Origin of the sequence: Cypionkella psychrotolerans (genome assembly GCF_001294535.1) — a bacterium.
Lineage (GTDB): Bacteria > Pseudomonadota > Alphaproteobacteria > Rhodobacterales > Rhodobacteraceae > Cypionkella > Cypionkella psychrotolerans.
This window is the reverse complement of record NZ_LGIC01000031.1, coordinates 1-26,739: the sequence shown is the minus strand read 5'-3', so window position 1 is coordinate 26,739 and position 26,739 is coordinate 1. Positions and strand designations below refer to the sequence as shown.

Below are 26,739 nucleotides of genomic sequence, written 5' to 3'. Positions count from 1 at the left end.
GCAGTGTTCAGGAAGTTTTAACGAATGGGGGTGGGAAGCGGGGAAGGTGTCAGTGCGGGTGTGTCCCTTAGTTGTGTGCGTAAATGCGCAACTTAGGTGCGATTCCTCTAATTGCGCAGAGATAGGAAAAGGCGCATCTAAGGCGCATAGAATTCCTCCTCATCCTGAACTGGACCCTGAAAATGACCAATATCCTGCGCGTAGAATCCTCGATCAAACCCGCTGGTGCTGTGTCGCGCCGCCTGACCGATCGGATCATGGAGCGTGTGCTGGCTGCCAATCCGGGCGCTACTGTTGTGACCCGTGACCTGTCGGCTGGCGTGCCCGCGATTGACGGCGCCTGGCTGGGCGCTGTGTTCACCCCGGCGGACGCCCGCAATGACGATCAGAAAGTGACTGCAGCTTATGCCGATGCTTTGCTGGCCGAAGTCAAAGCCGCTGACCTGCTGGTCATCGCGCTTCCGGTGTATAACTTTGGCGTGCCGTCGCAGTTGAAGTCGTGGATTGATCAGCTGGCCCGCAAAGGCGAGACCTTTAACTACACCGAAACCGGCCCGATTGGCCTGTTGACCGGCAAGCGCGCGATCGTGGCCTATACCTCGGACGGCACCAAGATTGGGTCGGAGATTGACTTCGCTTCGGGCTACGTGCGTCACATGCTGGGCTTCTTCGGCATCACCGACGTGCAGTTTGCAGCGGCGGACGCGATGGCTTACGGCGTGGATGCAGCGATTGCCAAGGGTGAAGCTGAAGTGGACGCACTGGCCGCTTAAGGTTTGCTTTGCTGGCCCCGGAGGGTTTCACACCCTCCGGACCTCCCGTGGGATATTTGGGCCAAGATGAAAGCAAATTTTAGACTAATTTGAAGGAAAGGTCCTGCGGTTTCGTGGGGCCTTTTGTTTTGGGGCGGAGTGCCTGCGCGTTGCGCGGATGGCTTGCAAAGCAAAACGGGGGCAGCTTGCGCTCCCCCCGTTTCAAATATCGATGGGCGGTGTGAACCGCCCGGTTGGCTTATGCCAGAGCGAGGTTGATCGCCGACTCGCGGCCATCACGGCCAGCTTCGATGTCGAAGGTCACTGCTTGGCCGTCATTCAGTTGACGGATGCCAGCGCGTTCCATTGCGGAAATGTGCACGAACACGTCTTTGTTGCCGTTTGCCGGGGCGATAAAGCCGAAGCCTTTGGTGGCGTTGAACCATTTCACGGTGCCGTTAGCCATCGTGTGTCTCCTAGTTTTGGTGTGCCATCCGCGGAATGCGATGACGTGGCTCAGTCGTAGCAATCGAGAACTGAGGCCTAGAGAGGAGACAGATGTTCGATAGATAGCGTTTCGCCCTGCCTACATGCGCCATTTTGGCTGGCAAAACAAGGGGGGCGAAAAAAGAATCAGATTGGTCGGCGGGTTAGAACAAATCAAGCAAGCGGTTGAGGTAGCTGCGTTCCTGATCGGTGCGGGATTGATCGGCGGAGCGTTTGCGAATCTGGTCGAGCAGTTCCTGCGCGCGTTTGTAGATGTCTTTGTTCTCGGCCAAGTTGCCGTCCGAGCCGATGTGCAGGCCGTTTTCGCGGCCCAAGGGATCACGCGGGCCACCCGATTGTGGGTCTTCGGTCTTTTGCGTGCCGTCGGGCGAGGCACCTTGCTGGCGATCTTGATCGGCGAGGGCATCGCCGAAATCGCGCAGGCCTTCGCGCATTTTGTCCATGGCTTCGGCTTGTTTGTCCAACGCACCGGGCAGATCGCCTTGTTTCAGCGCGTCTTCGGCGTCTTTCATCGCCTGTTCGGCGTCGTTCAGGGCTTGCTTGCCGTCTGCGTTCTTGTCGCCGCCCTGACCGGGAAGTTTGCCGCCCTCGCGCAGCTCTTTCAGCTTTTCGCGCAGCTCTTGCTGGCGTTGCGACAGCGTCTTGCCGTCTTTGCCGGGGCCTTCTTGGCCATCTTGCAGATCGCGGAAGCTGTCGTCGGACAGGCTTTGCTGGCCGCGCAAAGTGTTGCCGAGGTCTTTCATCGCCTGTTTGCCGGGGCTGCCTTTGCCGCCAGTGCCATCGCCTTGCTGGACCTTCATGTTGTTCATAAGGTCTTGAAGTTGCTTCATCAACTCGGCGGCTTCGGCGGTTTTGCCTTCTTCCATCAGCTTTTGCAGCTTATCGAGCATCTGGTCGATCTGGTCTTGGGTGATCGTCGGGCCCTTTTGCTGCGGCGAGGTTTCGTCATTGGGATCGGCGGGGTTTTTCTTGGCTTCCTCGGCCATGTATTCGTCCAAAGCGTCGCGCATCTCATCCATCAGTTTTTGGATTTCCTCGGGCGAGGCCCCTTTGCGGATGGCTTCGGCGAGGCGTTCTTGCGCGCGCATCATGCGGTCTTTGGCGTTGTTCAGCTTGCCGTCTTCGATCATCAGCGAAATCGCCCAGAGTTCCTTGGCGATCTCATCCCGTGCTTCCGGGGTGAGGGTTTTTGCTTCGGCATCCAGCCGTTTGATCAAGGCTTTCAGGCGGTTGTAGGAGGTGTCATCGGGGAAGATATCGCCGGGTTGGTTGGAGACGGCTTTCAGGATTTCCAGCGAGGTCGGGGCGTTGCTGCGCGACCACAGGATATCGCGGCGCATCTCGATCAGCGCATCGGCGAGCGGGTCGAAGAAGCGTTTGCCAGGCAGGATCAGGTGCAGCGGATCAGCGGTGCCGGTGTTGCCTGCGGCGTCGGTGACGGCATAGGTGAGGGTGACGGGCAGGTTGGAGAGCACGGATTCCGAGAGGTCATCGACGAGGGTGGTTTTAATGTCGGCGCGGCTGCCCTTGAACGGCAGCGGCAGGTCGAGGGTGACGGGGGCGATGGAGTCGGGGTCGGTTTTCAACCCGTAGGTGCGGGTGACGGCGGCAAGGTCTAGGGCGATTGTGACTTCGCCTTTGGTGACGCCGTAGTCGTCTTTGGCTGCGAATTTTTGCTTGAAGCGGCCTTCGCCGTCGCGGGTGATCTCGGCCGCCGGGGTGATGCTGGGGGCTTTGTCGGGGGTGGCGATGATTTTCCATGCGCGGCCCGCAGCGCCTTCGATGGCGAGTTTGCCGGAGGTGGTGACAGTGAAATCTTGGGTAGGTTGGCTGGCGGGGGGGGCATCGGTGCGGCCCGAGACGGTTTCCGACACGATCAGCGCACCGGGTTCGCCGTAGAGGCGGATTTGCAGGCGAGTGCCGGTGGGCAGGGTCAAAGCGTCGGCGGTTTGGTCGTTGAGGTAGAGCGCGGGTTTGCCGGTATAGCTGGGCGGCTGTGCCCAGCCTTCCCATGCTGGGCCAGCGGCTGCATTGGCGGTGCCGCCGGGGGTGAGATCTGCGACGGAGGTGACGCGCCAGATCGAGCCGAACAGCAGGGCCATCACGAGGGCGGTGAGGGCGACGTAGCGCAAAGCGAAGGGGTCGCGGGAGGACAGTTGCAGGTCGGGCTGCACCGGTTTCGCGCCGGAAGCGCGGGCGGCCATGCGGGTGCGGTGGGCGGCCCAGACGGCTTTTGAGGCCTCATCCGTGATGCCGATGGCTTGGGTATCGCGCAGGGCTGCGATGGGTTGGCCGGGGAGTTTGCTGTCCAGCCGGATCAGCGCCTCAACGCGGGTCGGGCGGCGGAAAGCGCGGAAGCCGTGGGCAATGCCCCAGATCAGGCCGAGGGTGGCTGTGACCATGCCGAACCATGCGGCCTCAATCGGTAGCAGGTCTTGCAGGCCGAAAGCGGCAGCGGAGAGGCTGGTGATGGCGATGGTCCAGAACGGCCAGAAGGCGCGGGTGATGCGTTCAGCCCAAAGCCCCGCGAGCGTGATCCGCAGCGGGGTTTCAATGCGTTTTAATGCTTGCGCTTCGGTGCTTTCGGTCATCGGCCTCTACAGTTTCAAAGCCACAAGGGAATGGTATCGCGGTTCAGGATGTCTTCATAGCTGGGGCGGGCGCGAATGACGGCGAATTGATCATCTTTCACCAGCACTTCGGGGATTAGAGGCCGTGTGTTGTATTCCGACGCCATCACCGCACCATAAGCGCCTGCCGAGCGGAAGGCGATCAGGTCATCTTCTTTCAGTGGTGCCAGCGGGCGGGCTTTGGCGAAGGTATCGCCGGTTTCGCAGACCGGGCCGACCACGTCATAGCTATGGGATTCGGTGGCAGCTTTGGCTTCAGTGACGGGGATGATGTCGTGATGCGCGCCATACATAGAGGGGCGCACAAGGTCGTTCATCGCGGCATCGACGATCAGGAAATCGCTGATCTCGCCGTTCTTGACATAGATGACCTTTGAGACCAGCAGGCCGGAGTTGCCGGAAATCAGGCGACCGGGTTCGATTTCGATTTCACAGCCCAAGTGGCCAACGGTGCGTTTGATCAACGCGCCATATTCTTGCGGCAGCGGCGGGGCGGTGTTGGACCGCTCATAGGGGATGCCCAAGCCGCCGCCAAGGTCGAGGCGGGAGATGACATGGCCTTCGCTGCGCAGGCGCAGGGTCAGGTCGGCGACTTTTTTGTAGGCTTGTTCAAAGGGTTCAAGCTCGGTCAACTGGCTGCCGATATGCACGTCGATGCCAATCACCTGCAGGCCGGGAAGCTTCGCGGCCTCGGCATAGACCTCAGAGGCGCGGCTGATCGGGATGCCGAATTTGTTGTCTTTCTTGCCGGTGGCGATTTTCTCATGCGTGCGGGCATCGACATCCGGGTTGACGCGGATGGTGATCGGGGCGGTGGTGCCCATCGCGCTGGCCACTTCGGAGAGGGCGCGCAGTTCGGGTTCGGATTCGACGTTGAACTGGCGGATGCCGTTCTCTAAGGCGAGGCGCATTTCCTCGCGGGTTTTGCCGACGCCAGAGAACACGATGCGGCTGCCGGGCACACCGGCTGCGATGGCGCGGCGGTATTCGCCGCCGGAGACTACATCCATACCTGCGCCCAAGTCGCCCAGCAGTTTGAGGACGGCAATATTCGACAGTGATTTGATCGCAAAGCAGACGAGGTGCGGCAGGGGGGAAAGCGCCTCGGTGAACAGGGTGTAATGTCGGGTCAGGGTGGCGCTGGAATAGACGTAAAACGGCGTGCCGACTTGGGCGGCAATATCGGCCACGGCCACATCTTCGGCATGAAGGATGCCGTCACGATATAGGAAATGGTCCATTCGGCGGCCCCTTATGAAATCAGTCGCTTGGGGTATAGCAGAAGCCGAAGCTTGCGCAATTCGACGCAGTCGGGTGTTGCGGTGATTACGGGGTTTCGCCCGATGAGATGCCAACGCGGGCATCGCCGGACATGGTTATCCCGGTTTCCGGGGCAGTGGGAGGGCCATCGGCTCCGCAGGCGGTGAGGACAAGCAGGGCGATCAGGGGAAGGAGTTTCATGTCTTGTCCTCAAGGCGAATAGCTGATGCGGCCGCCGCCGGGGATAGCGCCAGAAATCACTGGGCGGATGGTTGCGCCGTGCGGGCCGATGCCTATGCCTGCGCCAAGACGGGGCTCGGTGCAGGCGGTGAGCAGGAGGGCGAGGATCAGCAGGCGCATGTTTGCTTTCGGGGTTGCTGGCCGGAAGGTGCCTTAGGCCAGCAGGGTTTTCCAGCGGGCGACTTGCTCGGCGACGCGGGTGGGCGAGGTTCCGCCGTAGGACATCCGGCTGCGGACGGAGTTTTCGACGCCTAGGACGGAATAGACCTCTTGGGTGATGCCGTCATGGACGGATTTCATTTCAGTGATGGAAAGGTCGGGCAGGTCGCAGGCTTTGGATTCCGCAAGGGCGACGAGGGTTCCGGTGACGTGGTGGGCGTCACGGAACGGCAGGTTCAGGGCGCGCACCAGCCAATCGGCGAGATCGGTGGCGGTGGAGAAGCCACTCGCGGCAGATGTGGCCAGAACCTCACGGTTGGCGGTCATGTCGCCAACCATGCCTGTCATCGCGGCCAGCGCCAGCATCAGGGTGTCGGCGGCGTCGAAGACTTGCTCTTTGTCTTCCTGCATGTCTTTGGAATAGGTCAGCGCCAGACCCTTCATGATGGTGAACAGCGCGACGGTTGCGCCCAGGATGCGGCCCAGTTTGGCACGCAGCAGTTCGGCGGCGTCGGGGTTTTTCTTTTGCGGCATGATAGAGGAACCGGTGGTCCATTTGTCGGAGAGTTTGACAAAGCGGAATTGGGCCGAGGACCAGATCACCAGTTCTTCGGCGAAGCGGCTTAGGTGCATGGCGCAGATGGAGGAGGCGGACAGGAATTCCAGCGCGAAGTCGCGGTCGGAGACTGAGTCGAGGCTGTTGGCGGTGGGGCGGTCGAAACCTAAGGCGGCGGCGGTCATGTGGCGGTCGATGGGGAAGGAGGTTCCGGCGAGGGCGGCGGCCCCGAGCGGGCATTCGTTCATGCGACGGCGGGCGTCTTCAAAGCGGGATTTGTCACGGGCGAGCATTTCGACATAGGCCAGCATATGGTGGCCCCAAGTCACGGGCTGCGCGGTTTGCAGATGGGTGAAGCCGGGCATCACCCAATCGGTGCCAGCCTCGGCTTGGGCGAGGAAGGCGCGCATCAGGGCATTGAGGCCTTGGATCGCGGCATCGCATTGATCGCGCACCCAAAGGCGGAAATCGACGGCGACTTGATCGTTGCGCGAACGGGCCGTGTGCAGGCGGCCAGCGGGGGCACCGATCAGGTCTTTCAGGCGGCTTTCCACGTTCATGTGGATGTCTTCAAGGGCGGTGGAAAAGGTGAAATTCCCGGCGTCAATCTCTGACAACACCGTGAGCAGGCCTTCCCCGATGGCCTCGGCATCACTAGAAGTCAGAATGCCCGTGGCAGCCAACATGGCGGCATGGGCGCGGCTTCCGGCAATGTCTTGCGCGTAAAGCCGTTGGTCAAAGCCGATCGAGGCGTTGATCGCGGTCATGATCGCGTCAGGGCCAGAGGCAAAGCGGCCGCCCCACATCTGATTGGCGGTGGTTTTTGGGGAATTGGTCATGGAAGGGCCTTCGACATGATGCGCAAGATGCTGTTGGTGGCTCTGTATACGGCCTTTGCCTGTGGTGCAAATGCGGGCAGCGTTGAGGGGCTTCTGACGGGTGACATGAAAAAGCTGGCTCTGGTCGCGCCTGTGGCTTTGCCCGAGGCAGTGTTGCTGGATGGCGCGGGGCTTGAGACTTCGCTGGCGCAATACAAGGGCAAATGGATGGTGCTGAACTTCTGGGCAACATGGTGCGCGCCGTGCCGCAAGGAAATGCCCGCGTTGCAGCGGTTGGCGGATGCGATGCCGGAGATTGCGGTGGTGCCTGTGGCGACCGGGCGCAATGATGTGGCGATGATCGAGAAGTTCTATGGTGAGGCGGGGGTGACCTCGCTGCCGGTTCTGCGCGATCCGAAATCTGGGCTGGCGCATCAGATGGGGGTGATGGGGCTTCCCGTGACGTTGATCGTCAATCCTGCGGGCGAGGAAGTGGCGCGGTTGATTGGCGATGCGGAATGGGATTCAGTTGAGGCTCAGGCGGTGTTGAAAGCGATGATGGCGGAGTGACGGGATGCGAGGCGATTTTCGCGCGAAAATCGTGGACGGAATTCGCGCGAATTCCGGGCGTCGGGTCAGGCGGTGCGTTTTATACTGCGGCGCAGGCGTTTGATCAGGGCGTGTTGGATCACGCCGCTGATCAGGGTGGCGGTGGAGAGCACCAGGCTGACGAGGCCCGCGCCTAAGGCCCAAGCGGTTTCGGAGAATCTTAGGGTGGCGCGGAACAGGCGGGCTTTGCCGAGGACTTCGGCGCGGCCGACGAGTTTTGGGCCGAGGGCTTCGGCGGCATTGGCAAGGCGGCGGGCGTCATTGGCATCGTCAACCATCGGCAGCAGGTGCAAGGCGGTGGTGGCGTCTGTTGCGGTGTTCAGGCGGCTGAGGTCGGTGAGGGTGTTGGTCAGCGGCAGGAAGGCTTCGGTGCGGATCGCGGCGGTGAGATCGTCGAGACTGCGCACGGCGGGGAGGGCGGCCCAATTTACGCCTGCGCGGGCGGCGTCTATGGCCATTTCGATCAGCCGAGGCGACAGGCGGTCCATTTTTCGGGCGAGTTTGGCGAGGCTTGCGCCTGCTTTTACCACTCCGCTGGAGCCGCCCGAGGCGAGGATGGCGGCGGTGGCTCCTAATCCTACGACCGAAAGAGCGAGGTCGATTTGGTCTACTTCGTCGCCGCTGGCGTAGGCCACTCCGGCGCGGGTGATGCCTGCGATGTCACCGATGGGCGTCAAGGCGATGGGGGCTTGGCAGATCATCACTTCGCTAAGGGAGCATTGCGCGGGATCATAGGCGCAGGTGGCGCAGGAGGTGACGGTGGCGTAATAGCTGTGATCATCCTCGCGCGCGGTTTGCACGGCGGCGTTTAGGGCCGAGGGCAGTGAGATTTTCCGCTCGTAGGCGAGATCCACCAATGCATCGAGGGCCAGCCAGTTGCGCGGGGATTCGGCGAGGCGGTTGGCGATATGGGCGCTGAGGGTTTCGGGCGTGGCAGCGGTTATCAGCATCCGTTCGGTTGCGGCTGCGATCTGATCTTTGCTGGCCTCGACAAACGGGGCGAGCAGCGGATCAGAGGCGATGCGGGCGGCGGTGAGGCTGGTCCCGGCAAGTGAACCTGCCAGAACCAGTAACAAAATCAGTCGGGTAAGCCCCCTCCACATCAGGCTTGCGCCATCAGATTTGACGCGACCGGATCATGCCGATGATGTCGTAGACCTGATCGACAATGGGCCGCGCTATGGCATTGGCGCGGGTGGCACCTTCGCCCAAGATGCGGTCGATCTCGGCGGGGTCTTGCATCAGATGGCTCATTTTGGTGGTGATCGGTGAGAGTTTCGCCACTGCCAGATCAGCCAGTGCGGGCTTGAAGGTGCCGAATTGTGCGCCTGCGTATTCGGTGATCACGGCTTCGGGGGTCATATCGGCCAAGGCCGCGTAGACGTTGATCAGGTTGCGGGCGTCGGGGCGACCGGACAAGCCCTCAAGATCGCTGGGCAAGGGTTCGGCATCGGTTTTGGCTTTGCGGAACTTCTTGGCGATAGTGTCGGCGTCATCCGTGAGATTGATGCGGGATTGATCGGAAGGGTCTGATTTTGACATCTTTTTCGTACCATCGCGCAGGGACATCACGCGGGTCGCAGCGCCTTCGATCACCGGTTCGGTGATCGGGAAGAAATTCACCTTATAGTCATTGTTGAACTTCAGCGCGATGTCGCGGGTCAGTTCGATATGCTGCTTCTGGTCCTCGCCCACCGGGACATGCGTGGCCTTGTAGGCCAGAATATCGGCGGCCATCAGGGCGGGGTAGGCGTAAAGGCCAAGCGAGACGTTCTCGGAATTCTTGCCGGCTTTGTCCTTGAACTGGGTCATCCGGCTCATCCAGCCCATGCGGGCGACGCAGTTGAAGATCCAGCCAAGCTCGGCATGGGCGGTGACTTGGCTTTGGTTGAACAGGATCGAACGCGCTGGATCAATGCCAGCCGCGATAAAGCCAGCGGCGGCTTCGCGGGTTTGTTGGCGCAGTTTCGCCGGATCTTGCCAGGTGGTGATCGCGTGCATATCGACAAGGCAATAGATCGTCTCGATGCCCTCATCCTGCTTTTGCACGAAGCGTTTCAGGGCTCCGAGGTAATTGCCAAGGGTCAATCCGCCGGAGGGCTGGATGCCCGAGAAGATGCGGGTGGGGAAAGTCTGAGGCGTTTGGACCGGCTCGGACATGGGATACTCCATCTGGAAAAAGCTGCGCTTTGGGCTTAACGCTGCGGGGCGGGGGCGTCAATCAGTGGTGCCGGAAGGGAATGCGATGCAGGACGATGTGAGAGCTGACCAGATTGCGCCGATCAATCCGCTGCCAGGGGTGGTGTGGTTGCTGGCGCTGCCGATGATCGCGTTGGAGATCGCGTTTTCGCTGGCGGATGCCGGGGTGATTGGGGGTCCGCAGGCGGTGGGCTGGCGGATAGCTGCAATCGAGGGCTACGGGGTGTTCCCCGAGTATTGGCGGCAGAATTGGGCGGCGGGGGCGGTGGATATGCCGTTGCTGCGGCGGTTTTTGAGTTTTGCGTTCATCCACGGCTCGGCGACGCAGGCGCTGTTTGGCATCGCGATGACGATGGCTTTGGGTAAGTTCGTCGGCGAGGTGTTCAAAGGCTGGGCGGTGGGAGTGGTGTTTCTGGGGTCGGGCGCGGTGGGGGCGTTGGTTTATGCCTATGCGGTGCCGAACCAACCGTTGTTTGGCGCGTTTCCGGGGGTCTATGGTCTGATTGGGGCGTTCTCGTTTCTGATCTGGGTGAAGCTGGCGGGCACTGGGGTGAACCAGTTGCGGGCGTTCAGTCTGATTGGCGCGCTGATGGTGTTTCAGGCGATTTTCGGAGCGTTTTACACGCTGCTGCCGATGCTGATGCCGAGCATGGGCGAGGTTGGGCATGATTGGTCGTGGGTCGCGGATTTGCCCGGCTTTGCGGCAGGGTTCTTGCTGTCGTTTGTGGTCAGCCCCGGTGGGTTTGTGCGGGTGCGCGAACGGATCAGGGGGCGTTAGCGCCGGCGCAGTTTGCGGAAGTCGGAGAGTTTGAACGCACCGATGGCGGTGCCAGCGGCGTAGTAGCTGACCATGCCGACCGCGATCAGTAGGGCTAGGCCAGCGTAGCGCCAGCCGTGGCTTGCGAGCATATCGCCGAGGGCGATCTGTGCGCCGTAGAGGGCTGCTCCCATCGCGATGGCAGCGATGATGATGCGGGGGGCGCGGCTGCGGAAGCGGGTGTCAAAGCGGGCGGCGTCGCCCATGCGTTTGGTGCCGAGCCAGAGTTGGGCGGCCATCATCCAGCCTGCGAGGGTGGTGGCGAGGGCGGCTGCGGCGAAGCCGATGTAGTGCGTCAGGCCTATGGCGATCACGGCGTTGATGATCATCGAGACGATGGCGAAGCGGAACGGGCTGCGGCTGTCTTCGCGGGCGTAGTAGAGCGGCTGGTAGACTTTGTGCAGCACGAAGGCGGGCAGACCGGCGCCGTAGATCGCCAGCACAAGGGCGGTGGCGGCGGTGTCGTCGGCGGTGAAAGCGCCGCGTTGGTAGAGCACTTGGGTGAGCGGCAGGGCGATCACCATCAAAGCGACGGCGCAGGGGAAGGTCAGCGCGAGGGCAAGTTCGGTGCCGCGGTTGAAGCTTTCGCGGCCTCCGGCTTCGTCGCCTGCGCGGAGGCGGCGGGAGAGGTCTGGCAAGAGGACGGTGCCGATGGCGATGGCTACCACGCCGAGTGGGAGTTGATAGAGGCGGTCGGCGTAGACCAGCCAGCTGACTGCGCCCTCGGTGTAGGAGGCGACTTGGCGGCCTACCAGCATGTTGATCTGAACGACTCCGCCTGACAGGATCGCTGGGCCTGCGATGATGGCGAGGCGCTTCAGTTCGGGCGTGATTTTCGGCCAGCGGGGGGAGAAGCTGAGGCCGAGTTTGGCGGCGGAATACCAAGTGAAGGCGAGTTGAGCGACGCCGGTGATCGGGACGGCCCAAGCGAGGGTCAGGCCGATGTCCCAGCCGAGTTTGGCGGCGAGGAACATCATCGCGATGAAGATCAGGTTCATCAGCACGGGGACGAAGCCCGCCTCGGTGAAATGGCCGTAGGCGTTCAGCACGCCGGACAGCAATGCCACGAGGCTGATGAACAGGATGTAGTTGAAGCCGATCTGGCCGTAGAGGACGGCGAGATCGAACCGGGCGTCGCCTGCGAAACCCGAGGCCATCGCCCAGACCAGCCATGGCATCGCGAAGGTGCCGATGATCGAGAAGATGATCAGGATCGCGGCAAGGCCGTTGAAGGCGTCGCGGGCGAAGCCGTTGGCATCTTCGCCACCCTCCAGCTTTTTGGCGAACATCGGCACGAAGGCCATGTTGAAGGCACCCTCGGCGAAGAAGCGGCGGAACATGTTGGGCAAGCTGAAGGCGACGTTGAAGGCGTCGGCGATGGGGCCGGCACCGAGATAGGCAGCCATCATCATGTCGCGGGCGAAACCGGCGCCTCGGGACAGCAGGGTCCAGCCGCCGACGGTGAGGATGGAGCGCAGGAGGCTGATCGGTTTCATGGGCGGCCCTTTGATTTGGGCAAGGCTTACAGGGGAAAGGCTGCGGGGTGAAATGGGAAATTGCGTTGGCTGGAGGCGGGCACGCAGATGTGTCCGCGTGTGGGCAATGGGGTGGGGTGTGAGATTTCAAAGGGTTATGGGAGGGGTGTTAAGGCGTTGTTAAGGGTCTGAGCTGGGGCGAAGGTTTGGCGCGTGACATCACGCCCCCTACGGCGGATGGCGGCGGGGAACCATCGGGCGGAGTGGGCGTTGGTTTCGCGACGCTCATGCAGCTTGCGCTGCCAGATCAGGAGAGGACACCAGATGACCGAGCAAATGAAAGTTGTGCCGAAGGCCGAGCGGGTTCAGACCGGGGTGAAGGACACCAAGGCGTTGGCGGCGGCGTTGACCAAGGCGGTGGCGGATACCTATCGTTTGATCTTCAAGACCCACGCCTATCATTGGAATGTCGAGGGGCCGTTGTTCTACTCGATCCATCATCTGACCGATGAACAGTATAAAGAAATGTTCCCCGCCGCTGATGATTTGGCCGAGCGCATCCGGGCTTTGGGCCAGTTGGCCCCGTTCTCGTTTGCCGAGGTGATGAAGGTGTCTGGGATCAAGGATCTGGAGGCGCTGCCCTCGACTTTGGAAATGGTGGATGATCTGGCGCAGGATCACGCGGCGGTAGCAGTCGGGTTCCATGCGTTGTTCAAGCTTGCCGAGGAAAACAGCGATCCGGTCACGGCTGATCTGGTAACGCGGCGGTCGGCGTTTCACGAGCAGGCGGCTTGGATGTTGCGGGCTACGGCGAAGTAGCGGGCTTGACGGCGGCGTGTTGCTGGGCTGGCGGCTGGGGGTTTCGCACCCCCAGACCCCTGCGGGATATTTGAGCCAATGTGAAAGATCGAAGGAATGATGGCCGTGGCCTTTCACGGCGGGCATTCCCGTGAGCCGGGGCCAAGTCCGCGCAATGTGGCACCGCCAATATGCGCGGTGGTGAAACATTTTCGCGCCGGAAATGGAACGGATTGCAGCCTTGGTCGTTTGCATCTTGGCAGCCGTAACCACTGCCGTCGCAGCAACGTGGGGAATCAAATGGGCATCATCTGGACAATTCTGATTGGTTTCGTCGCGGGTGTGGTGGCGAAGTTTGTAACGCCGGGCAGCAATGAGCCTTCGGGTTTCATCCTGACCACCATTCTGGGCATCATCGGCGCTTTTGTCGCGACCTATCTGGGGCAAGCGATGGGCTGGTATGCGCCGTATGAGGGCGCGGGCCTCATCGGGGCGGTTGTGGGCGCGGTGATCGTGCTGTTGATCTGGGGCTATGCGTCGCGTCGGACCTGAAGGCCGCGCGCTTTGCAAATATACTGAGGAGAAGTACCATGGGTAGAGGTTCACCATCTATGACGGCGCTGCTGGCTTTGCTGGCGGTGGCGGGATACCAGAATCGCGACAAGATCAGCGATCTGCTGCGCAAGGCCGGTGGTTCGGGTGATCGGCCTGCGACCGGTTTGGATTCGCACAACAGTCAGTCGATCTCGAATGTTTTGTCGGAGATTGGCTCGTTCTTCACCGGATCTTCGGGTGGCGGGGCTTTGTCGGGCGGGTTGGCCGGGTTGGTCGATCAATTCCGTGGCAATGGTCACACCGAGGCTGCCGACAGTTGGGTAGCCTCCGGCGAGAACAAGACCGTGGCGGGGCATGATCTGGCTGCGACCTTGGGCGAGGATACACTGGCGGAACTGGCGGTGAAAACCGGGCTGAGCCGCGAGACCTTGCTGGAGCGGTTGTCGCGGGTGATCCCCGAGGCGGTGCATGGCATGACGCCAGACGGGCGGTTGCCGACGCCAGAGGATGCGCAACGCTACATCTGATACCGGGCTTAGTTGAACGGGCGCACCGCTTTTGCGGCGCGGGAGACGACAGAAAACCGGACGCAGCTTGGCTGCTGCGGTCGGTTTTCTTTTGCCGAATTGACGCGGGATTTGCGCAATTCACTTCAATCAACCTGATGGAGACTATCATGAAAACTCTGGCTGAAGCGTTTCATCACACCCTGCAAGACATCTATTATGCCGAAACCGCGCTGACCAAAGCGTTGCCGAAAGTCGCGGCTGCAGCGGGCAATGCTGAGCTGAAAAAGGCGGTGACGCATCACTTGGACGAAACCAAACAGCAGATCGTTCTGCTGAAGCAGGTGTTCGCGGTGATTGGCGAGAAGGCCGAGGGTGTCAAATGTGATGCGATTGAGGGTCTGATCAAAGAGACCGAAGGCATCATTGCTGAGGCCAGCGGGGCGGCCTTGGATGCGATGCTGATTGGGGCAGCCCAAGCGGTGGAGCATTACGAGATCGCGCGCTACGGCACGCTGCGGGAATGGGCGAAGGTTTTGGGCCATACCGAGGCGCATGATCTTTTGTCGCAGATTCTGGACATGGAGAAGGCGGCCAATGCCAAGCTGACCAGCATGGCGGTCGAGTCGGTGAACGGTAAGAAGTAGGGGCGCTGCGGTCATGTGATCGTCGGGAGACTGACGCGGTGGCTGGGGGTTTCACACCCCCAGACCCCCGTGGGATATTTGAGCCAAGATGAAAGTTGGCGGTTTTTTCAGGCGGAATTCTGTGCCCGCTCGGCACCTTCGGTGATGGCTTGGCGGAGTTTGCGGTCGAGGGCTTCTTGTTTGCTTTTGGTGTGCAGTTTCAGGCCAAACATGTCTTTGACATAGAAGCTATCGACCACCTGTGCGCCGTAGGTCGCGATCACGGCGGAGGCGATGTAGATGTTGTTGGCGGCTAGGGTGCGGGTCAGATCGTAGAGCAGGCCGGGGCGGTCGCGGGTGTCGACCTCGATGATGGTGTAGATCTCCGAGCCTTCGTTATCAAAAGTGATATGGGTCGGGAAACGGAACTCGCGTTCGCGTTTTTTGACCTTGTCGCGGCCAGCGAGGGCTTCGCGCGGCAGCACTTCGCCGCGCAGGGTTTTTTCGATCATGCCGCGCAGGCGGGGCAGGCGTTCGACGTCATAGGGCCGACCATCAGCGTCTTGAATCCAGAACACTGGCGTCGCGTAACCGTCTTTCGAGGTGTAGGTGCGCGCATCCACCACATTTGCGCCGACGAGTGCCAAGGCTCCGGCGAGGCGGGAGAAAATGCCGGGGTGATCACCCAAGGCAAAGCAGGCGCGGGTGGCGTCGCGGGCGGGTTCGGGGTGCAGATCAATACGGATTTCATCATCGCCAAGGCCGCGCAGCAGGCGGGCGAACACCTCTTGCGTGTCGGTTTGCAGGCCCTGCCAATAGGGCGCGTAGTGGCGGCCTTGCTCGGTCGTGATCTCGGACTCGGGCCAGTCGTGCAGGCGCAGACGCAGCGCAGCTTTCGCCTCATCCTCGCGCTTGTCGCGGTTGATGGTTTCCAAGCCACCTTGTAGCGCTTCGGCGGTGAGGCTGTAGAGCTGGCGCAGCAACATGGCCTTCCAGTTGTTCCATGTGGTGGGGCCGACGCCGCGAATGTCGCAGACCGTCAGCACCGTCAGCAGATCAAGGCGTTTGCGGGTTTTTACCGCTTTGGCGAAATCGCGCACGGTGCGGGGATCGCCGATGTCACGCTTTTGCGCCATGTCGGACATCAAGAGGTGATAGCGCACCAGCCATTCGACGGTTTCGGTTTCTTCCTGATCCAGCCCCAGACGGGGCGCGATGCGGCGGGCCATTTGCGCGCCGATGATGGAATGGTCTTCGGGGCGGCCTTTACCGATGTCGTGCAGCAGCAAGGCCACATAGATCACCCGGCGGTTGATACCAGCCTTCAGGATCGAGGACGACAGCGGCAGGTCTTCGACCAGCTCGCCGCGTTCGATCTGGGCCAGAACAGAGATGGTCTGGATGATGTGCTCGTCGACCGTGTAGTGGTGGTAAACGTTGAATTGCATCATGGCGACGATGTTTTCAAACTCGGGGATGAAGGCCGAGAGTACGCCCAACTCGTTCATCCGGCGCAAAGCGCGTTCGGGGTTGCCGTGCTTCAGCATCAGATCGAGGAAGATGCGCTGGGCTTCGGGAGTGTCGCGCAGGGTGTCGTCGATCAGGTCGAGGTGGCTTGCGATCACCCGCATGATGTTGGGGTGCAACAAATAGCGCGAGCGCAGGGCTTCTTCAAACACCCGCAGCATGTTCAACGGATCCGCAAGGAACTGCGCCGGGTCAGCGACGTCAATGCGGCTTTGCACCAGTTTATAGGGCGGCTTGACCTTGCGGCGGTTGAACATGCCAAGGATGCGGGCCTCGGGCTTGGCGTGACGGGCTTCAAGTTCGGTCAAGAAAATCCGCGTCAGTTCACCGACATGGGTGGCGTGGCGGAAGTAGTCTTGCATGAACAATTCCACGGCGCGGCGGCCTGTGGTGTCGTGGTAGCCCATGCGAGTGGCGACATCGACTTGTGCATCGAAGGTCAGCTGATCGACGGCGCGGTGGGTGATGTAATGCAGATGGCAGCGCGCCGCCCAGAGAAAATTCTCGGCACGTTCAAACTGGTCGTATTCCTCGCGGCTGAGCAGGCCAGCGGCGACAAGGCCTGCCGAGGAGGAGACACGCAGCAGATATTTGCCGATCCAATACAGCGTTTGCAGATCGCGCAAGCCACCCTTGGCCTCTTTGACGTTGGGTTCCAGCACATAGCGCTGGCCGCCTTGGCGTTTGTGCCGCTCAGCCCGTTCCGCCAGTTTGGCCTCGATGAATTCGGGGCCGGAATTGCGGAACAGGTCGGACCACAGGCGTTCGTTGAGTTCGGCGGCGAGGGAGGCGTCGCCTGCGATGAAGCGGTGCTCCAGCAGCGCGGTGCGGATGGTGATGTCTTCGCGACCCAAGCGGATGCAATCGGGAACGGTGCGGCTGGAATGGCCGACTTTGAGTTTCAAATCCCACAGCATGTAGAGCATGGATTCGATCACCGATTCCGCCCAAGGGGTGATTTTCCATGGTGTGAGGAACAACAGGTCTACGTCGGAATGCGGGGCCATCTCGGCGCGGCCAAAACCGCCGACCGCCAGAACTGTCAGGCGCTCGGCGGTGGTTGGCGATTGTGCGCGGTGCAGATGGTCGCGAGCGATCATGAGAGCGGTGGTGACCAGCACATCGGTGAGGTGAGACTGGGCCGAGACAAGCGCGCGGGCTTTCAGTGGGTTCAGCAGGAAGGCAGCCTCTAGGGCCGCATTGGCGCGGTTCTTCGCGAGGGTCATATGGCGGACGGCGACGGCTCGACCTGCGCGGGCATCCGCTGCGGGAAGCTCAGCGAGGATCGCGGCCAGCAAAGCCCCGCCGTCGATCAGATCGGCGGCGGGGATCAACAGATCGGGTGCTGCCACAGGGCCAGCCGCTGGGGCCACGGCGCGTTTCATGCCGGACTCCCGTTTCTGCCTTAGGACCCAAAGCCGCCGAAGCTGCGCGGGGCGGGATCAATGACCACGGCACGTCCGCCTTGGATTTGCGCAATGGCCAGACCGCGCTCATTGGTGCCATCCGAACGCAGCCGGAAGATGCCGTTGACGCCGACAAAGCCCGCGCCTTGGGTCAGGGCTTGTTTCGACAGCGGGCCGGGGCCTGCTTTTTTCATCAAAGCGCCGATGGCTGCAATGCCGTCATAGGCAAGGCCGGAAATCGGATGCGGCGGCTCGTTGAAGGTGGATTGGTAGCGGGCTTGGTATTGCGCATAAAGTGCGGGATCAGGCAGCGCAAACCAGCCACCTTGCACGCCGGGCAGGCCGAGGGTGGCGGCAGGAATGTCCCAGCGGGTCAGGCCGATGAACTGGGCCGAGGCGCTGGACAGGCCGTTGTCGGTCAGAAGCTGGCTGACCAAGGGCAAAGCACCTGCGGTATCGGCGGTCAGGAACACCGCCTGCGCGCCTGCGGATGTTGCAGCCGCCGCGATGCCGGGGGCCGCCGCCACCACGCCGTTTTGCGAGAATTCGTAATTGCCGGTGGCGACAACCGAGCCACCCGCTTGCGTCACGGCCTGCGCGATCGCGGCACGGCCCAATTCGCCTGCGGTGTTGCGATCATGCACGATCATGATCTGGGATTTGCCTTGGCGCACGGCATAAGACGCCAGACGGCTGGCGGTGTTGCTGAAGGTTGGTCCCAGCACGAAGACGTTGTTGCCGGCAATATCGGGGTTGTTTGAGAACGCCAGCACATTGACGCCAGAGCCTGCCACGGCCACGCCGGCGGCATTGGCCTCTTGCGCGAACACCGGGCCAAGGATGACCTGCGCGCCATCGGCGACGGCTTGGGTCGCCATTGCAGCGGCTTGGGCGGGCTGACCTGCGGTGTTGTACACCCGCAGATCGACGCGGGCGGCACCGCCAAGATCAGAAATCGCCATGCGGGCGGCGTTTTGCAACGAGCGGGCGAGAAGTTCATCGCTGGCTTGGCCGGAGCCTGCGGGCACCAGAAGCGCCACCTGAATTTTGCCCGAAGCGTTGCCTCCGCCTACGGTTGGGCCAGAGGAGGGCACGCAAGCGGCCAAGACCACTGCGGCGGCTGCAATAACTATTTGGCCCAGCGACTTGCGGGCCCGCATCAAAACGGACAACATAGAACTCCCTCACCCTTGGCGGACTGGTGTTCAGGTTAAGCGCATCGGGGCGGGAAGTAAACTTGTCAGGGAGGGATTCGGCGTGACGATCAGCAGAGCGGCGCCGGAAAAACAGCGCTTGACGGCGGGGTTATATTTTATCGCAACCCCGATTGGTGCGGCGCGGGATATTACCTTGCGCGCGCTGGATATTCTGGCCTCGGCGGATGTTCTGGCGGCAGAAGATACAAGGACCTTGCGGCATCTGATGGAAATTCATGGGGTTAGCCTTGGGGACCGCCCGTTGGTGGCCTATCACGAGCATAACAATGATGCCGCCTTGCCGCGCCTGCTGCGCGCGATAGCGGAAGGCAAGTCGGTGGCCTATGCCTCGGAAGCCGGAACGCCGCTGATTTCGGACCCCGGTTTTCAACTGGCTCGTGCCGCGATAGCAGAAGGTTACCCCGTGCTGTCCGCGCCGGGGGCCTCGGCGGTTCTCTGCGCGCTGACGGTGTCGGGGCTGCCGTCGGACCGGTTTTTGTTCGCAGGCTTTCCGCCAGCGGCCAAAGGGGCGCGGCAGACGTTTATACGCGAACTGGCACAGGTGCAGGCGACGGTGATTCTTTATGAATCGCCGAAGCGCGTTAAGGCATTATTAGATGATTTGGTGCAAGGGTTAGGGGAAGGGCGTAAATCTGTGGTGTGCCGGGAGTTGACCAAGCGATTCGAAGAAGTCTCGCGCGGGACGTTGGGCGAATTGGCGGCGGCATTTGACGGGCGCGCTGTGAAGGGCGAAATCGTCGTGTTGATTGATCGCGCGCCGGAACAGGCGGCAGATGCGGCAACGGTGGAACAGGCTTTGGATCAGGCTTTGACGCATATGACGATGAAAGATGCGGCGGCGGCGGTGGCGCAGGCTTATGGGCTGGCGCGGCGCGATGTGTATCAACTGGCATTGAAAAGGGCAGGCGGATGAGCGGAGCACGGTCTTATCACGCAGGGTTTGCCGCCGAAGAACAAGTGGCGCAGCTTTATGACCGTTCGGGTCGTGTCGTGTGTGCGCGGCGCTGGCGTGGCTCGGCGGGGGAGATTGATCTGATTGCACGCGATGGCGCTGAGGTGATCTTCATTGAGGTCAAGCAAAGCAAAACCCATGCGCTGGCAGCGGAACATCTGACGGCGCAGCAGATGGCGCGGATTTATGGCGCGGCTTCAGAATTTCTGGCGGGGGAACCTGCGGGGCAGTTGACCGATGTGCGGTTTGACGTGGCATTGGTCGATGCGGTGGGGCGGATCGAAGTGTTGGAAAACGCTTACGCCGCCTGATTGCATCCGGTGCGGGCTTGCGGCATCAAAGGAGCAATGGTTTCCGGAGAGTCTAATGCCCCTCAAAGTCGCGCTACAGATGGACCCAATCGGGTCGGTCAATATCAACGGTGACAGCACGTTCCGCATCGCACTTGAAGCGCAAGCGCGCGGACATTCGTTGTTTTTCTATACGCCTGACAAGTTGGCCTTTGTTGAGGGTCGGGTGATGGCACGCGGGTTTCCGATCACCTTGCGGCGTGAGCTTGGCAATCATGTCAGCTATGGGCCGGAGACCGAGGTCGATCTGAGCGAGTTTGACGTGGTTTGGCTGCGGCAGGATCCGCCGTTTGACATGGGTTACATCACCACGACGCATCTGCTGGATATGATTCATCCGAAGACTTTGGTGGTGAATGACCCGTTCTGGGTGCGGAATTATCCTGAGAAATTGCTGGTTCTGCAGTTTCCTGAGCTGACGCCGCCCACTGCGATTGCGCGGGATCTGCAGACGATTCGGGAATTTAAGGCGCAGCATGGCGATATTATTCTGAAGCCGCTCTATGGCAATGGCGGCGCGGGGGTGTTCCGGCTGGACCCGAATGATCGCAATTTGGCCTCGCTTTATGAGATGTTCACCGGGATGAACCGCGAGCCGTTGATTGTGCAGAAGTTCCTGCCGGATGTCTCAAAGGGCGACAAGCGGGTGATTCTGGTCGATGGCGAGCCTGTGGGTGCGATCAACCGGGTGCCGCAGGCGGGGGAAACCCGGTCAAACATGCATGCGGGGGGGCGGCCGGAGAAGATCGGGCTGACGGCCCGCGATTTGGAGATTTGTGCGGCGATTGGGCCCACCTTGCGCGAGCATGGCCAGATTTTTGTCGGCATCGACGTGATTGGCGATTATCTGACCGAGATCAACGTGACCTCGCCTACGGGGATACAAGAGTTGGAGCGGTTTGATGGCACCAACACCGCCGAGCGGATTTGGCAGGTGATTGAGGCCAAACGCGGGTTGTAGGTGGGCGCTCATCAGGCCGGAAGGCTTGAGGAGTGGATGGCTAGTTTTTCACGCCCACAGCCAGACGGTAGCTGACGGCTTCGGCGATATGCGGCAGGCGGACGCCGGGGGAGGGGTCTAGGTCGGCGATGGTGCGGGCGACGCGCAGCACGCGGTGGTAGCCGCGCGCCGATAGGCCGAAGCGTTCGGCGACTTTGGCGAGCAAAGCGCGGCCTTCGGGATCGGGGGCGGCCACTTGTTCCAGCAGGCTGCCCTCCATATCGGCGTTGACGCGGGTGTTCTCATGGCCTTGGAAGCGTTTGGTTTGCAAAGCGCGGGCGGCTTGTACGCGGGCGGCGACCGTTGCCGAGCTGTCGCCGGAGGAGGGCAGGTCGAGGTCGGTATAGGCCACCGGGGGGACTTCGACGCGCAGATCGAAGCGGTCCATCAGCGGGCCCGATATCCGGCCAAGGTAGTCTTCGCCGCAGATCGGGACTTTCGCGCAGGCGCGGGCGGGGTCGGACATATAACCGCATTTGCACGGGTTGGCAGCGGCGATCAGCAGGAAACGGCAGGGATAGCGGATATGGGCGTTGGCGCGGGCGACCATGATTTCGCCGGTTTCAATCGGCTGGCGTAGGGTCTCTAAGACGGCGCGGGGGAATTCGGGAAATTCGTCCATGAACAAAACGCCGTTATGGGCGAGGGAAATCTCGCCGGGTTTGGCCCCTTTGCCACCGCCCACGATGGCGGCCATTGAGGCGGTGTGGTGCGGCTCTCGGAACGGGCGGGCGCGGGAGATGCCGCCTTCGGATAGCAGGCCCGCGAGGGAGTGAATCATGGAGGTTTCAAGGGCTTCTTGGGCGGAGAGTGGTGGCAATATGCCGGGCAGGCGGGCGGCGAGCATGGATTTCCCTGACCCCGGCGTGCCGACCATCAGCGCGTGGTGACGGCCGGAGGCGGCGATTTCCAACGCCCGTTTCGCGCGTTCTTGCCCCTTCACATCGCGGAAATCGCGGCCGGTGGCTTGCGGTGCAACCTCGCCTGCCTCTGCCGGGGTGATCGGGATTTGCCCGGTGTAGTGGCGCACCACGTCGTTGAGGGTGGCGGCGGCGAGGACTTGGGTGGCGCCGACCCAAGCGGCTTCGGCACCGCAGGCTTTCGGGCAGAGCAGCACGCAGTCTTGTTCGGCGGCGGCCATCGCGGCAGGGAGTGCGCCGAGCACGGCAATCAGGCGGCCATCGAAGGAGAGTTCGCCGAGGGCGACGGTGGCCTCAACCGCATCTTTCGGGATGATTTCCAATGCGGCGAGCAGCGCCAGAGCAATCGGCAGATCAAAATGCGAACCTTCTTTCGGCAGGTCGGCGGGCGAGAGGTTCACCATGATGCGCTTGGACGGCAAAGCGATCGACATCGCGGCCATCGCGGCGCGGACGCGCTCTTTCGCTTCGGACACCGCTTTGTCGGGCAGGCCGACGACGCCAAAATACGGCATGCCGGGGGCGATGGCGCATTGCACCTCGACGATGCGGGCCTCCACGCCTTCAAAGGCGACTGTGTAGGCTCGTGCGACCATTGCGCCCCTCCCCGTTCATCTTCGTTAACGGCTAGGGGGCAATGGTTTACGAATGGTAAAGATCAGGCTTCAGGGCTGATAAATCGCCATAAACTTCGGCCATGCTTCGGGATCGGCCACGGTTTTATCGCGGCAGAAGGCGTTGCAGAAGCCGATGCGGCGGGTAGCGATTTCAAGCACATGTGTGATGGGCTTGCCGGAATAGGGGCAGGCGGTGTTTTCAGATGCGCTGCCTTCGACCGGGCGCGCGGCGAGAGGAACCGGGCCGGGCCACGGGCGGCGCGGGTAGGGGCGGCGGTAGAAATCCTGATCCGCGCCGTCGATCATCCCCATCGCCCGCCAGCGGCGGAAGGACGGACGCGCGAGATGGGCGTGGACATAGGCTGCAGCTGCCGGGGAGAGGGGGAGGTTATAGCTGGCGACGCGGGCGGCGACGGGCGCGAAGAAGGCATCGGCGGCGGAGTAGGCTCCGCAGAGCCAAGTGCTTGATCCGGTTTCGTTTTGCGCCCAAGCCCAGATGGTTTCGAGGCGTTTGAGATCGGCCAGAACCCCAGGCGTGGGCGCGCAATCGGTATAGCTGACACGCAGGTTCATCGGGCAATGCTCGCGCAGGGCGGCAAAGCCCGCGTGCATTTCGGCGGCGAGCACGCGGGCGATGGCGCGGTGTTTGGGATCGCTGGGCCAGAGGCCAGCCTGCGGGTGGCGGGAGGCGAGTTCTTCGGCTATGGCGATGGTTTCTGGCACCACCACACCGTCGGGCGTGCGCATGGTGGGGGCGGTTTTGGCGGGGTAGAAGTCTTTGAGAAGATTGGGAAGCTCGTCGGTATAGAGGCGGGCGGTGTGCAGTTTGACGGGGATGTTGAAGGCATCGAACAGCAGCCAGCCGCGCAGGCTCCAACTGGAATAGGCGCGGTCGCCGATTACGAGATCATAGGTCATTAGAGGCTCCGGGTTTGGGTTGGGCGCAGGCTAGGCGATGCACGGGCGCGATGGAAAGCGGTGATTTGTGCGCAGGTTCATCACGGGAAGTGATGGGTGAAGATAATTCACCTTTGTAGGAAGCTGCGAGGGATCCAAATGGGCTCGGGCTGCGTATGCCTTCTGTCAGCCGCAAATGCGCGGGGCATTGGGGGATCAGATGGCACTTGACGCGCCCTATCAGCAGGTTTTTTCGCGGCAGGCGCGGGCGGCGGAGTTGCTTGACGCTGAGACTGAATTGCGGCTGGCCTATGCGTGGCGCGATCAGCGCGATGAGGCGGCGCTGCATCGGTTGATCACCGCCTATATGCGGCTGGCGATTTCGATGGCCTCGAAATTTCGCCGCTATGGCGCGCCGATGAATGATCTGATTCAGGAGGCGTCGCTGGGGTTGATGAAGGCGGCGGAAAAGTTTGACCCGGATCGCGGTGTGCGGTTTTCGACCTATGCGGTGTGGTGGATCAAGGCCAGCATTCAGGATTATGTGATGCGGAATTGGTCGATGGTGCGGACGGGCAGCACCTCGGCGCAGAAGTCGTTGTTTTTCAACATGAAGCGGGTGCAGGCCAAACTGGAGCGTGAGGCTGCGGCGGAAGGGTTGGTGCTGGATCAGCATCAGTTGCGCGAGAAAGTCGCGCAGGAAATCGGCGTGCGGGTGGCGGAAGTTGAGATGATGGAGGGGCGACTGGCGGGCTCTGACGCATCGCTGAACGCGACGCAGGCGGCGGATGAGGACGGACGCGAGTGGATTGACGCGCTGGAAGATGACGGCCCGCAGGCGGCGGAGCGGGTGGAGTTTTCGCATGATACCGAGCGATTGCGCGGCTGGTTGGTGGCGGCGCTGCGGGGGTTGAGTGCGCGCGAGCGTCATATCGTGGCGGAGCGGCGGTTGCGTGATGAGCCGAGGACGTTGGAGTCTTTGGGGGTGGAACTGGGCCTGTCGAAAGAACGCATCCGGCAGTTAGAGGCGGCGGCCTATGTGAAGCTGCGCCGGGCGCTGGAAGCGCAGTCGCCGGAAGTGCTGGCTTTGCTTTGAAAACCCACGCCGCTTTAGGGCGTTGAGTTTGGTCCCGCTGCCGCCTACATCTATGGGGGGCCAAGGGAGTGGGCGATGCTGGCGAACAAGCGGATTTTGCTGATCATTGGCGGCGGTATTGCGGCGTATAAGTCTTTGGCTTTGATCCGGCTTTTGAAGCGGGCGGGGGCGGCGGTGACTCCGGTTCTGACGCGCGCCGGGGCGGAGTTTGTCACACCCTTGTCGGTCAGTGCCTTGGCGGGAGAGAAGGTGTATTCCGCTTTGTTCGATCTGACCGATGAGGCCGAGATGGGGCATATTCAACTTTCGCGCGTGGCGGATCTGATCGTAGTGGCCCCTGCGACGGCGGATCTGCTGGCGAAAATGGTGCAGGGGCGGGCGGATGATCTGGCCTCGACCCTGCTGTTGGCGACCGATACCCGCGTGCTGGTGGCGCCTGCGATGAATGTGCGGATGTGGCAGCATCCGGCGACGCAGCGCAATCTGACGCAGGCACGGGCGGATGGCGTGGTGTTTGTCGGGCCGAACGACGGCGAGATGGCCTGTGGCGAGTTCGGGCCGGGGCGGATGGCGGAACCTGAAGAGATTATGGCGGCGATTTCTGGCGCGCTTTCTGAGGGGCCGTTGCGCGGCAAGCATGTGCTGGTGACCTCGGGGCCGACGCATGAACCTATTGATCCGGTGCGCTATATTGCCAATCGGTCGTCGGGCGCGCAGGGCACGGCGATTGCGGTGGCGCTGCGGAATTTGGGCGCGCGGGTGACGTTTGTGACTGGCCCTGCTGTGGTGCCTGCTCCTGCGGGGGTGGCTGTGGTGCGGGTGGAGACGGCGGCAGACATGCTGGCAGCGGTTGAGGCGGCTTTGCCTGCTGACGCGGCGGTGATGGCGGCGGCAGTGGCGGATTGGCGGGTGGCCAATGCGAGTGGATCGAAGATGAAGAAGGATGGCTCGGGGAAGGCACCGAGCCTGGAGTTTGCCGAGAACCCGGACATTTTGGCGCGTGTTTCCAAGGGGATGCAGCGGCCAAAGTTGGTGGTGGGGTTTGCGGCTGAGACGGATCGCGTGGAAGAATATGCGGCGGCGAAACGGTTGCGCAAGGGCTGCGATTGGATCGTGGCCAATGATGTCTCAGCTGCCACCGGGATCATGGGCGGGTCTGAAAATGCGGTGACGTTGATTACCGATGCGGGGGCCGAGGTTTGGCCGCGTATGGGTAAAGATGCGGTTGCGCGGGCTTTGGCGGAGCGGATCGCGGCAGTTTTGCTGGAGTGAAGCCAGAATTTTGCGGAAAGTTCCGTGGGATAAGGTCTGAAGCGGTGATTTTGGTGGATGGGTCGGATGCCTCCGGCGGGGATATTTTTACACAGAGGATGACCATGACGCTGGTGCAAGTGATGAGGGAGGAATGGGCGGATCGAACGGTGGCTTTGCCCAGTTATCAGACGGCTGGGGCGGCGGGAGCGGATGTTTGCGCCAATTTACCCGAGGCGGATCGGGCGGGCGGTATTGTTATTGCGCCGATGGAGCGGGTGATCGTGCCGACCGGGATTCGGGTGGCGGTTGCAGTGGGATATGAGATGCAGATCCGGCCTCGGTCGGGGTTGGCGGTGAAATTTGGCATCACTTTGCCAAACACTCCGGGGACGATTGATAGCGATTACCGTGGGCCGTTGGGGGTGGCTTTGGTCAATTTGGGCGCGGAGCCCTATGTGGTGCGGCACGGCGACCGGATTGCGCAATGTGTGGTGGCACCTGTTGTGCAGGCGGGATTTCAGGTGGTTGAAAGTTTGGATGAAACCGCGCGGGGTGCGGGCGGGTTTGGCTCCACGGGCTTTGGCCAGGCTGCCCCGCGTTCGAGTGGAAAAGACTGATGCTGGTTGTCGCGCTCGCCTTTGCACTGTGGGTTTTGGGCTGGGTTTTGGGCACACCAAAGCGGGTGCGTTGGGGGGCGATTGCGGCTTTGTGGCTGGCGGCGGTTTTGGTGAATTTGCTGCTGCCTGCGGGGCATCCATTGCGCGAGATGACCGGAGGCGATGCGCGGGTTTGGCTGGCGGTGGCCTTGGGGTTTGGTGCGGTGCTGGGTTATCGGGCTCTGCTTAAGAGATTGAAAAGTAGGGTGGAATTGGCGGCTCTGGTGATCAGGCCCACAGCGTTTTCCAGTGGTGAGGTGGAGCGCTATGCCCGGCATATTCTGCTGCGCGAGATTGGCGGGCCGGGGCAGCGTAAGCTGAAGGATGCGAAGGTTTTGGT

General features: G+C 61.8%; 26 protein-coding genes and 1 pseudogene. 14 read left to right on the top strand and 13 right to left on the bottom strand.

What is annotated here, in order from left to right:
* The first annotated feature begins 182 nt into the window (after nt 1–182).
* Nucleotides 183–773, top strand: coding sequence for an FMN-dependent NADH-azoreductase (locus tag AKV04_RS05270; RefSeq protein ID WP_054005408.1), 591 nt, complete (start codon nt 183–185; stop codon nt 771–773).
* Nucleotides 774–1,011: 238 nt separating this feature from the next.
* Here AKV04_RS05270 and AKV04_RS05265 read toward each other — a convergent pair whose 3' ends face one another.
* The 6 genes from AKV04_RS05265 to argH form a co-directional block, all read right to left on the bottom strand.
* Nucleotides 1,012–1,218, bottom strand: a complete 207-nt coding sequence (locus tag AKV04_RS05265; RefSeq protein ID WP_054005407.1) for a cold-shock protein — start codon at nt 1,216–1,218, stop codon at nt 1,012–1,014.
* A gap of 184 nt (nt 1,219–1,402) precedes the next feature.
* Nucleotides 1,403–3,850 carry a DUF4175 domain-containing protein gene (locus tag AKV04_RS05260; protein ID WP_054005406.1) on the bottom strand — a complete coding sequence of 816 codons (2,448 nt, stop codon included), beginning with the start codon at nt 3,848–3,850 and terminating at the stop codon, nt 1,403–1,405.
* A gap of 14 nt (nt 3,851–3,864) precedes the next feature.
* On the bottom strand, nt 3,865–5,130 hold the full coding sequence (gene lysA, locus AKV04_RS05255) for a diaminopimelate decarboxylase (protein WP_054005405.1): 1,266 nt from the start codon (nt 5,128–5,130) through the stop codon (nt 3,865–3,867).
* 85 nt (nt 5,131–5,215) lie between these two features.
* On the bottom strand, nt 5,216–5,350 hold the full coding sequence (locus AKV04_RS27500) for a hypothetical protein (RefSeq protein WP_268871778.1): 135 nt from the start codon (nt 5,348–5,350) through the stop codon (nt 5,216–5,218).
* Nucleotides 5,351–5,359: 9 nt separating this feature from the next.
* Nucleotides 5,360–5,509 carry a hypothetical protein gene (locus AKV04_RS26055; RefSeq protein ID WP_156317383.1) on the bottom strand — a complete coding sequence of 50 codons (150 nt, stop codon included), beginning with the start codon at nt 5,507–5,509 and terminating at the stop codon, nt 5,360–5,362.
* Nucleotides 5,510–5,542: 33 nt separating this feature from the next.
* On the bottom strand, nt 5,543–6,943 hold the full coding sequence (argH, locus tag AKV04_RS05250; protein ID WP_054005404.1) for an argininosuccinate lyase: 1,401 nt from the start codon (nt 6,941–6,943) through the stop codon (nt 5,543–5,545).
* An 18-nt stretch (nt 6,944–6,961) separates the two neighbouring features.
* Between argH and AKV04_RS05245 the strand changes: the two genes are divergently transcribed.
* The gene (locus AKV04_RS05245; RefSeq protein ID WP_054005583.1) at nt 6,962–7,492 is read left to right on the top strand and encodes a TlpA family protein disulfide reductase; all 531 of its coding nucleotides are present in this window, start codon (nt 6,962–6,964) and stop codon (nt 7,490–7,492) included.
* 65 nt (nt 7,493–7,557) lie between these two features.
* On the opposite strand, the gene AKV04_RS05240 is transcribed toward AKV04_RS05245, so the two are convergent.
* Together AKV04_RS05240 and trpS are read right to left on the bottom strand one after the other, a co-directional pair.
* Nucleotides 7,558–8,634, bottom strand: coding sequence for a hypothetical protein (locus tag AKV04_RS05240; protein ID WP_054005403.1), 1,077 nt, complete (start codon nt 8,632–8,634; stop codon nt 7,558–7,560).
* Nucleotides 8,635–8,647: 13 nt separating this feature from the next.
* The gene (trpS, locus tag AKV04_RS05235; RefSeq protein ID WP_054005402.1) at nt 8,648–9,691 is read right to left on the bottom strand and encodes a tryptophan--tRNA ligase; all 1,044 of its coding nucleotides are present in this window, start codon (nt 9,689–9,691) and stop codon (nt 8,648–8,650) included.
* Here trpS and AKV04_RS05230 point away from each other — a divergent pair.
* Nucleotides 9,690–10,508 carry a rhomboid family intramembrane serine protease gene (locus tag AKV04_RS05230; RefSeq protein WP_328287140.1) on the top strand — a complete coding sequence of 273 codons (819 nt, stop codon included), beginning with the start codon at nt 9,690–9,692 and terminating at the stop codon, nt 10,506–10,508. The genes trpS and AKV04_RS05230 overlap by 2 nt on opposite strands.
* Here the strand turns inward: AKV04_RS05230 and murJ are convergent.
* Entirely contained in the window at nt 10,505–12,043 is a 1,539-nt protein-coding gene (gene murJ, locus AKV04_RS05225; protein ID WP_054005401.1) for a murein biosynthesis integral membrane protein MurJ, read from the bottom strand. The genes AKV04_RS05230 and murJ overlap by 4 nt on opposite strands.
* A gap of 303 nt (nt 12,044–12,346) precedes the next feature.
* Between murJ and AKV04_RS05220 the strand changes: the two genes are divergently transcribed.
* From AKV04_RS05220 to AKV04_RS05205, 4 genes are all read left to right on the top strand, one after another.
* On the top strand, nt 12,347–12,841 hold the full coding sequence (locus AKV04_RS05220) for a Dps family protein (protein ID WP_054005400.1): 495 nt from the start codon (nt 12,347–12,349) through the stop codon (nt 12,839–12,841).
* Between the two features lie 279 nt (nt 12,842–13,120).
* A complete protein-coding gene (locus tag AKV04_RS05215; protein ID WP_054005581.1) occupies nt 13,121–13,372 on the top strand; it encodes a GlsB/YeaQ/YmgE family stress response membrane protein in 252 nt (83 codons plus the stop codon).
* A 38-nt stretch (nt 13,373–13,410) separates the two neighbouring features.
* Entirely contained in the window at nt 13,411–13,902 is a 492-nt protein-coding gene (locus AKV04_RS05210; protein WP_054005399.1) for a YidB family protein, read from the top strand.
* 149 nt (nt 13,903–14,051) lie between these two features.
* Nucleotides 14,052–14,528: a YciE/YciF ferroxidase family protein gene (locus AKV04_RS05205; protein ID WP_054005580.1), complete on the top strand. Its 477-nt coding sequence runs from the start codon at nt 14,052–14,054 to the stop codon at nt 14,526–14,528.
* A 107-nt stretch (nt 14,529–14,635) separates the two neighbouring features.
* Here AKV04_RS05205 and AKV04_RS05200 read toward each other — a convergent pair whose 3' ends face one another.
* Together AKV04_RS05200 and AKV04_RS05195 are read right to left on the bottom strand one after the other, a co-directional pair.
* Nucleotides 14,636–17,419, bottom strand: a complete 2,784-nt coding sequence (locus AKV04_RS05200; RefSeq protein WP_054005398.1) for a [protein-PII] uridylyltransferase — start codon at nt 17,417–17,419, stop codon at nt 14,636–14,638.
* 20 nt (nt 17,420–17,439) lie between these two features.
* The gene (locus AKV04_RS05195; RefSeq protein WP_054005397.1) at nt 17,440–18,615 is read right to left on the bottom strand and encodes a penicillin-binding protein activator; all 1,176 of its coding nucleotides are present in this window, start codon (nt 18,613–18,615) and stop codon (nt 17,440–17,442) included.
* 82 nt (nt 18,616–18,697) lie between these two features.
* Here AKV04_RS05195 and rsmI point away from each other — a divergent pair, with 82 nt between their 5' ends.
* The 3 genes from rsmI to gshB are packed head-to-tail and all read left to right on the top strand — an operon-like array spanning nt 18,698 to nt 20,920.
* A complete protein-coding gene (gene rsmI, locus AKV04_RS05190; RefSeq protein WP_054005396.1) occupies nt 18,698–19,570 on the top strand; it encodes a 16S rRNA (cytidine(1402)-2'-O)-methyltransferase in 873 nt (290 codons plus the stop codon).
* Nucleotides 19,567–19,920 carry a YraN family protein gene (locus tag AKV04_RS05185; protein ID WP_054005395.1) on the top strand — a complete coding sequence of 118 codons (354 nt, stop codon included), beginning with the start codon at nt 19,567–19,569 and terminating at the stop codon, nt 19,918–19,920. Before rsmI ends, AKV04_RS05185 begins: the two co-directional genes overlap by 4 nt.
* 55 nt (nt 19,921–19,975) lie before the next feature.
* Nucleotides 19,976–20,920 carry a glutathione synthase gene (gene gshB / locus AKV04_RS05180; protein ID WP_054005394.1) on the top strand — a complete coding sequence of 315 codons (945 nt, stop codon included), beginning with the start codon at nt 19,976–19,978 and terminating at the stop codon, nt 20,918–20,920.
* 40 nt (nt 20,921–20,960) lie between these two features.
* Here gshB and AKV04_RS05175 read toward each other — a convergent pair whose 3' ends face one another.
* Entirely contained in the window at nt 20,961–22,475 is a 1,515-nt protein-coding gene (locus AKV04_RS05175) for a YifB family Mg chelatase-like AAA ATPase (RefSeq protein WP_054005393.1), read from the bottom strand.
* 69 nt (nt 22,476–22,544) lie between these two features.
* Nucleotides 22,545–23,414 carry a glutathione S-transferase gene (locus AKV04_RS05170; protein WP_054005392.1) on the bottom strand — a complete coding sequence of 290 codons (870 nt, stop codon included), beginning with the start codon at nt 23,412–23,414 and terminating at the stop codon, nt 22,545–22,547.
* Nucleotides 23,415–23,613: 199 nt separating this feature from the next.
* Between AKV04_RS05170 and AKV04_RS05165 the strand changes: the two genes are divergently transcribed.
* The 4 genes and pseudogenes from AKV04_RS05165 to AKV04_RS05150 form a co-directional block, all read left to right on the top strand.
* Nucleotides 23,614–24,489: an RNA polymerase factor sigma-32 gene (locus tag AKV04_RS05165; RefSeq protein ID WP_054005391.1), complete on the top strand. Its 876-nt coding sequence runs from the start codon at nt 23,614–23,616 to the stop codon at nt 24,487–24,489.
* Nucleotides 24,490–24,564: 75 nt separating this feature from the next.
* The gene (gene coaBC, locus AKV04_RS05160) at nt 24,565–25,761 is read left to right on the top strand and encodes a bifunctional phosphopantothenoylcysteine decarboxylase/phosphopantothenate--cysteine ligase CoaBC (protein WP_054005390.1); all 1,197 of its coding nucleotides are present in this window, start codon (nt 24,565–24,567) and stop codon (nt 25,759–25,761) included.
* 104 nt (nt 25,762–25,865) lie between these two features.
* Entirely contained in the window at nt 25,866–26,360 is a 495-nt protein-coding gene (gene dut / locus AKV04_RS05155) for a dUTP diphosphatase (RefSeq protein ID WP_054005579.1), read from the top strand.
* A pseudogene (locus tag AKV04_RS05150) lies at nt 26,360–26,739 on the top strand (molybdopterin biosynthesis protein); the annotation flags it as partial. The gene dut and the pseudogene AKV04_RS05150, both read left to right, overlap by 1 nt.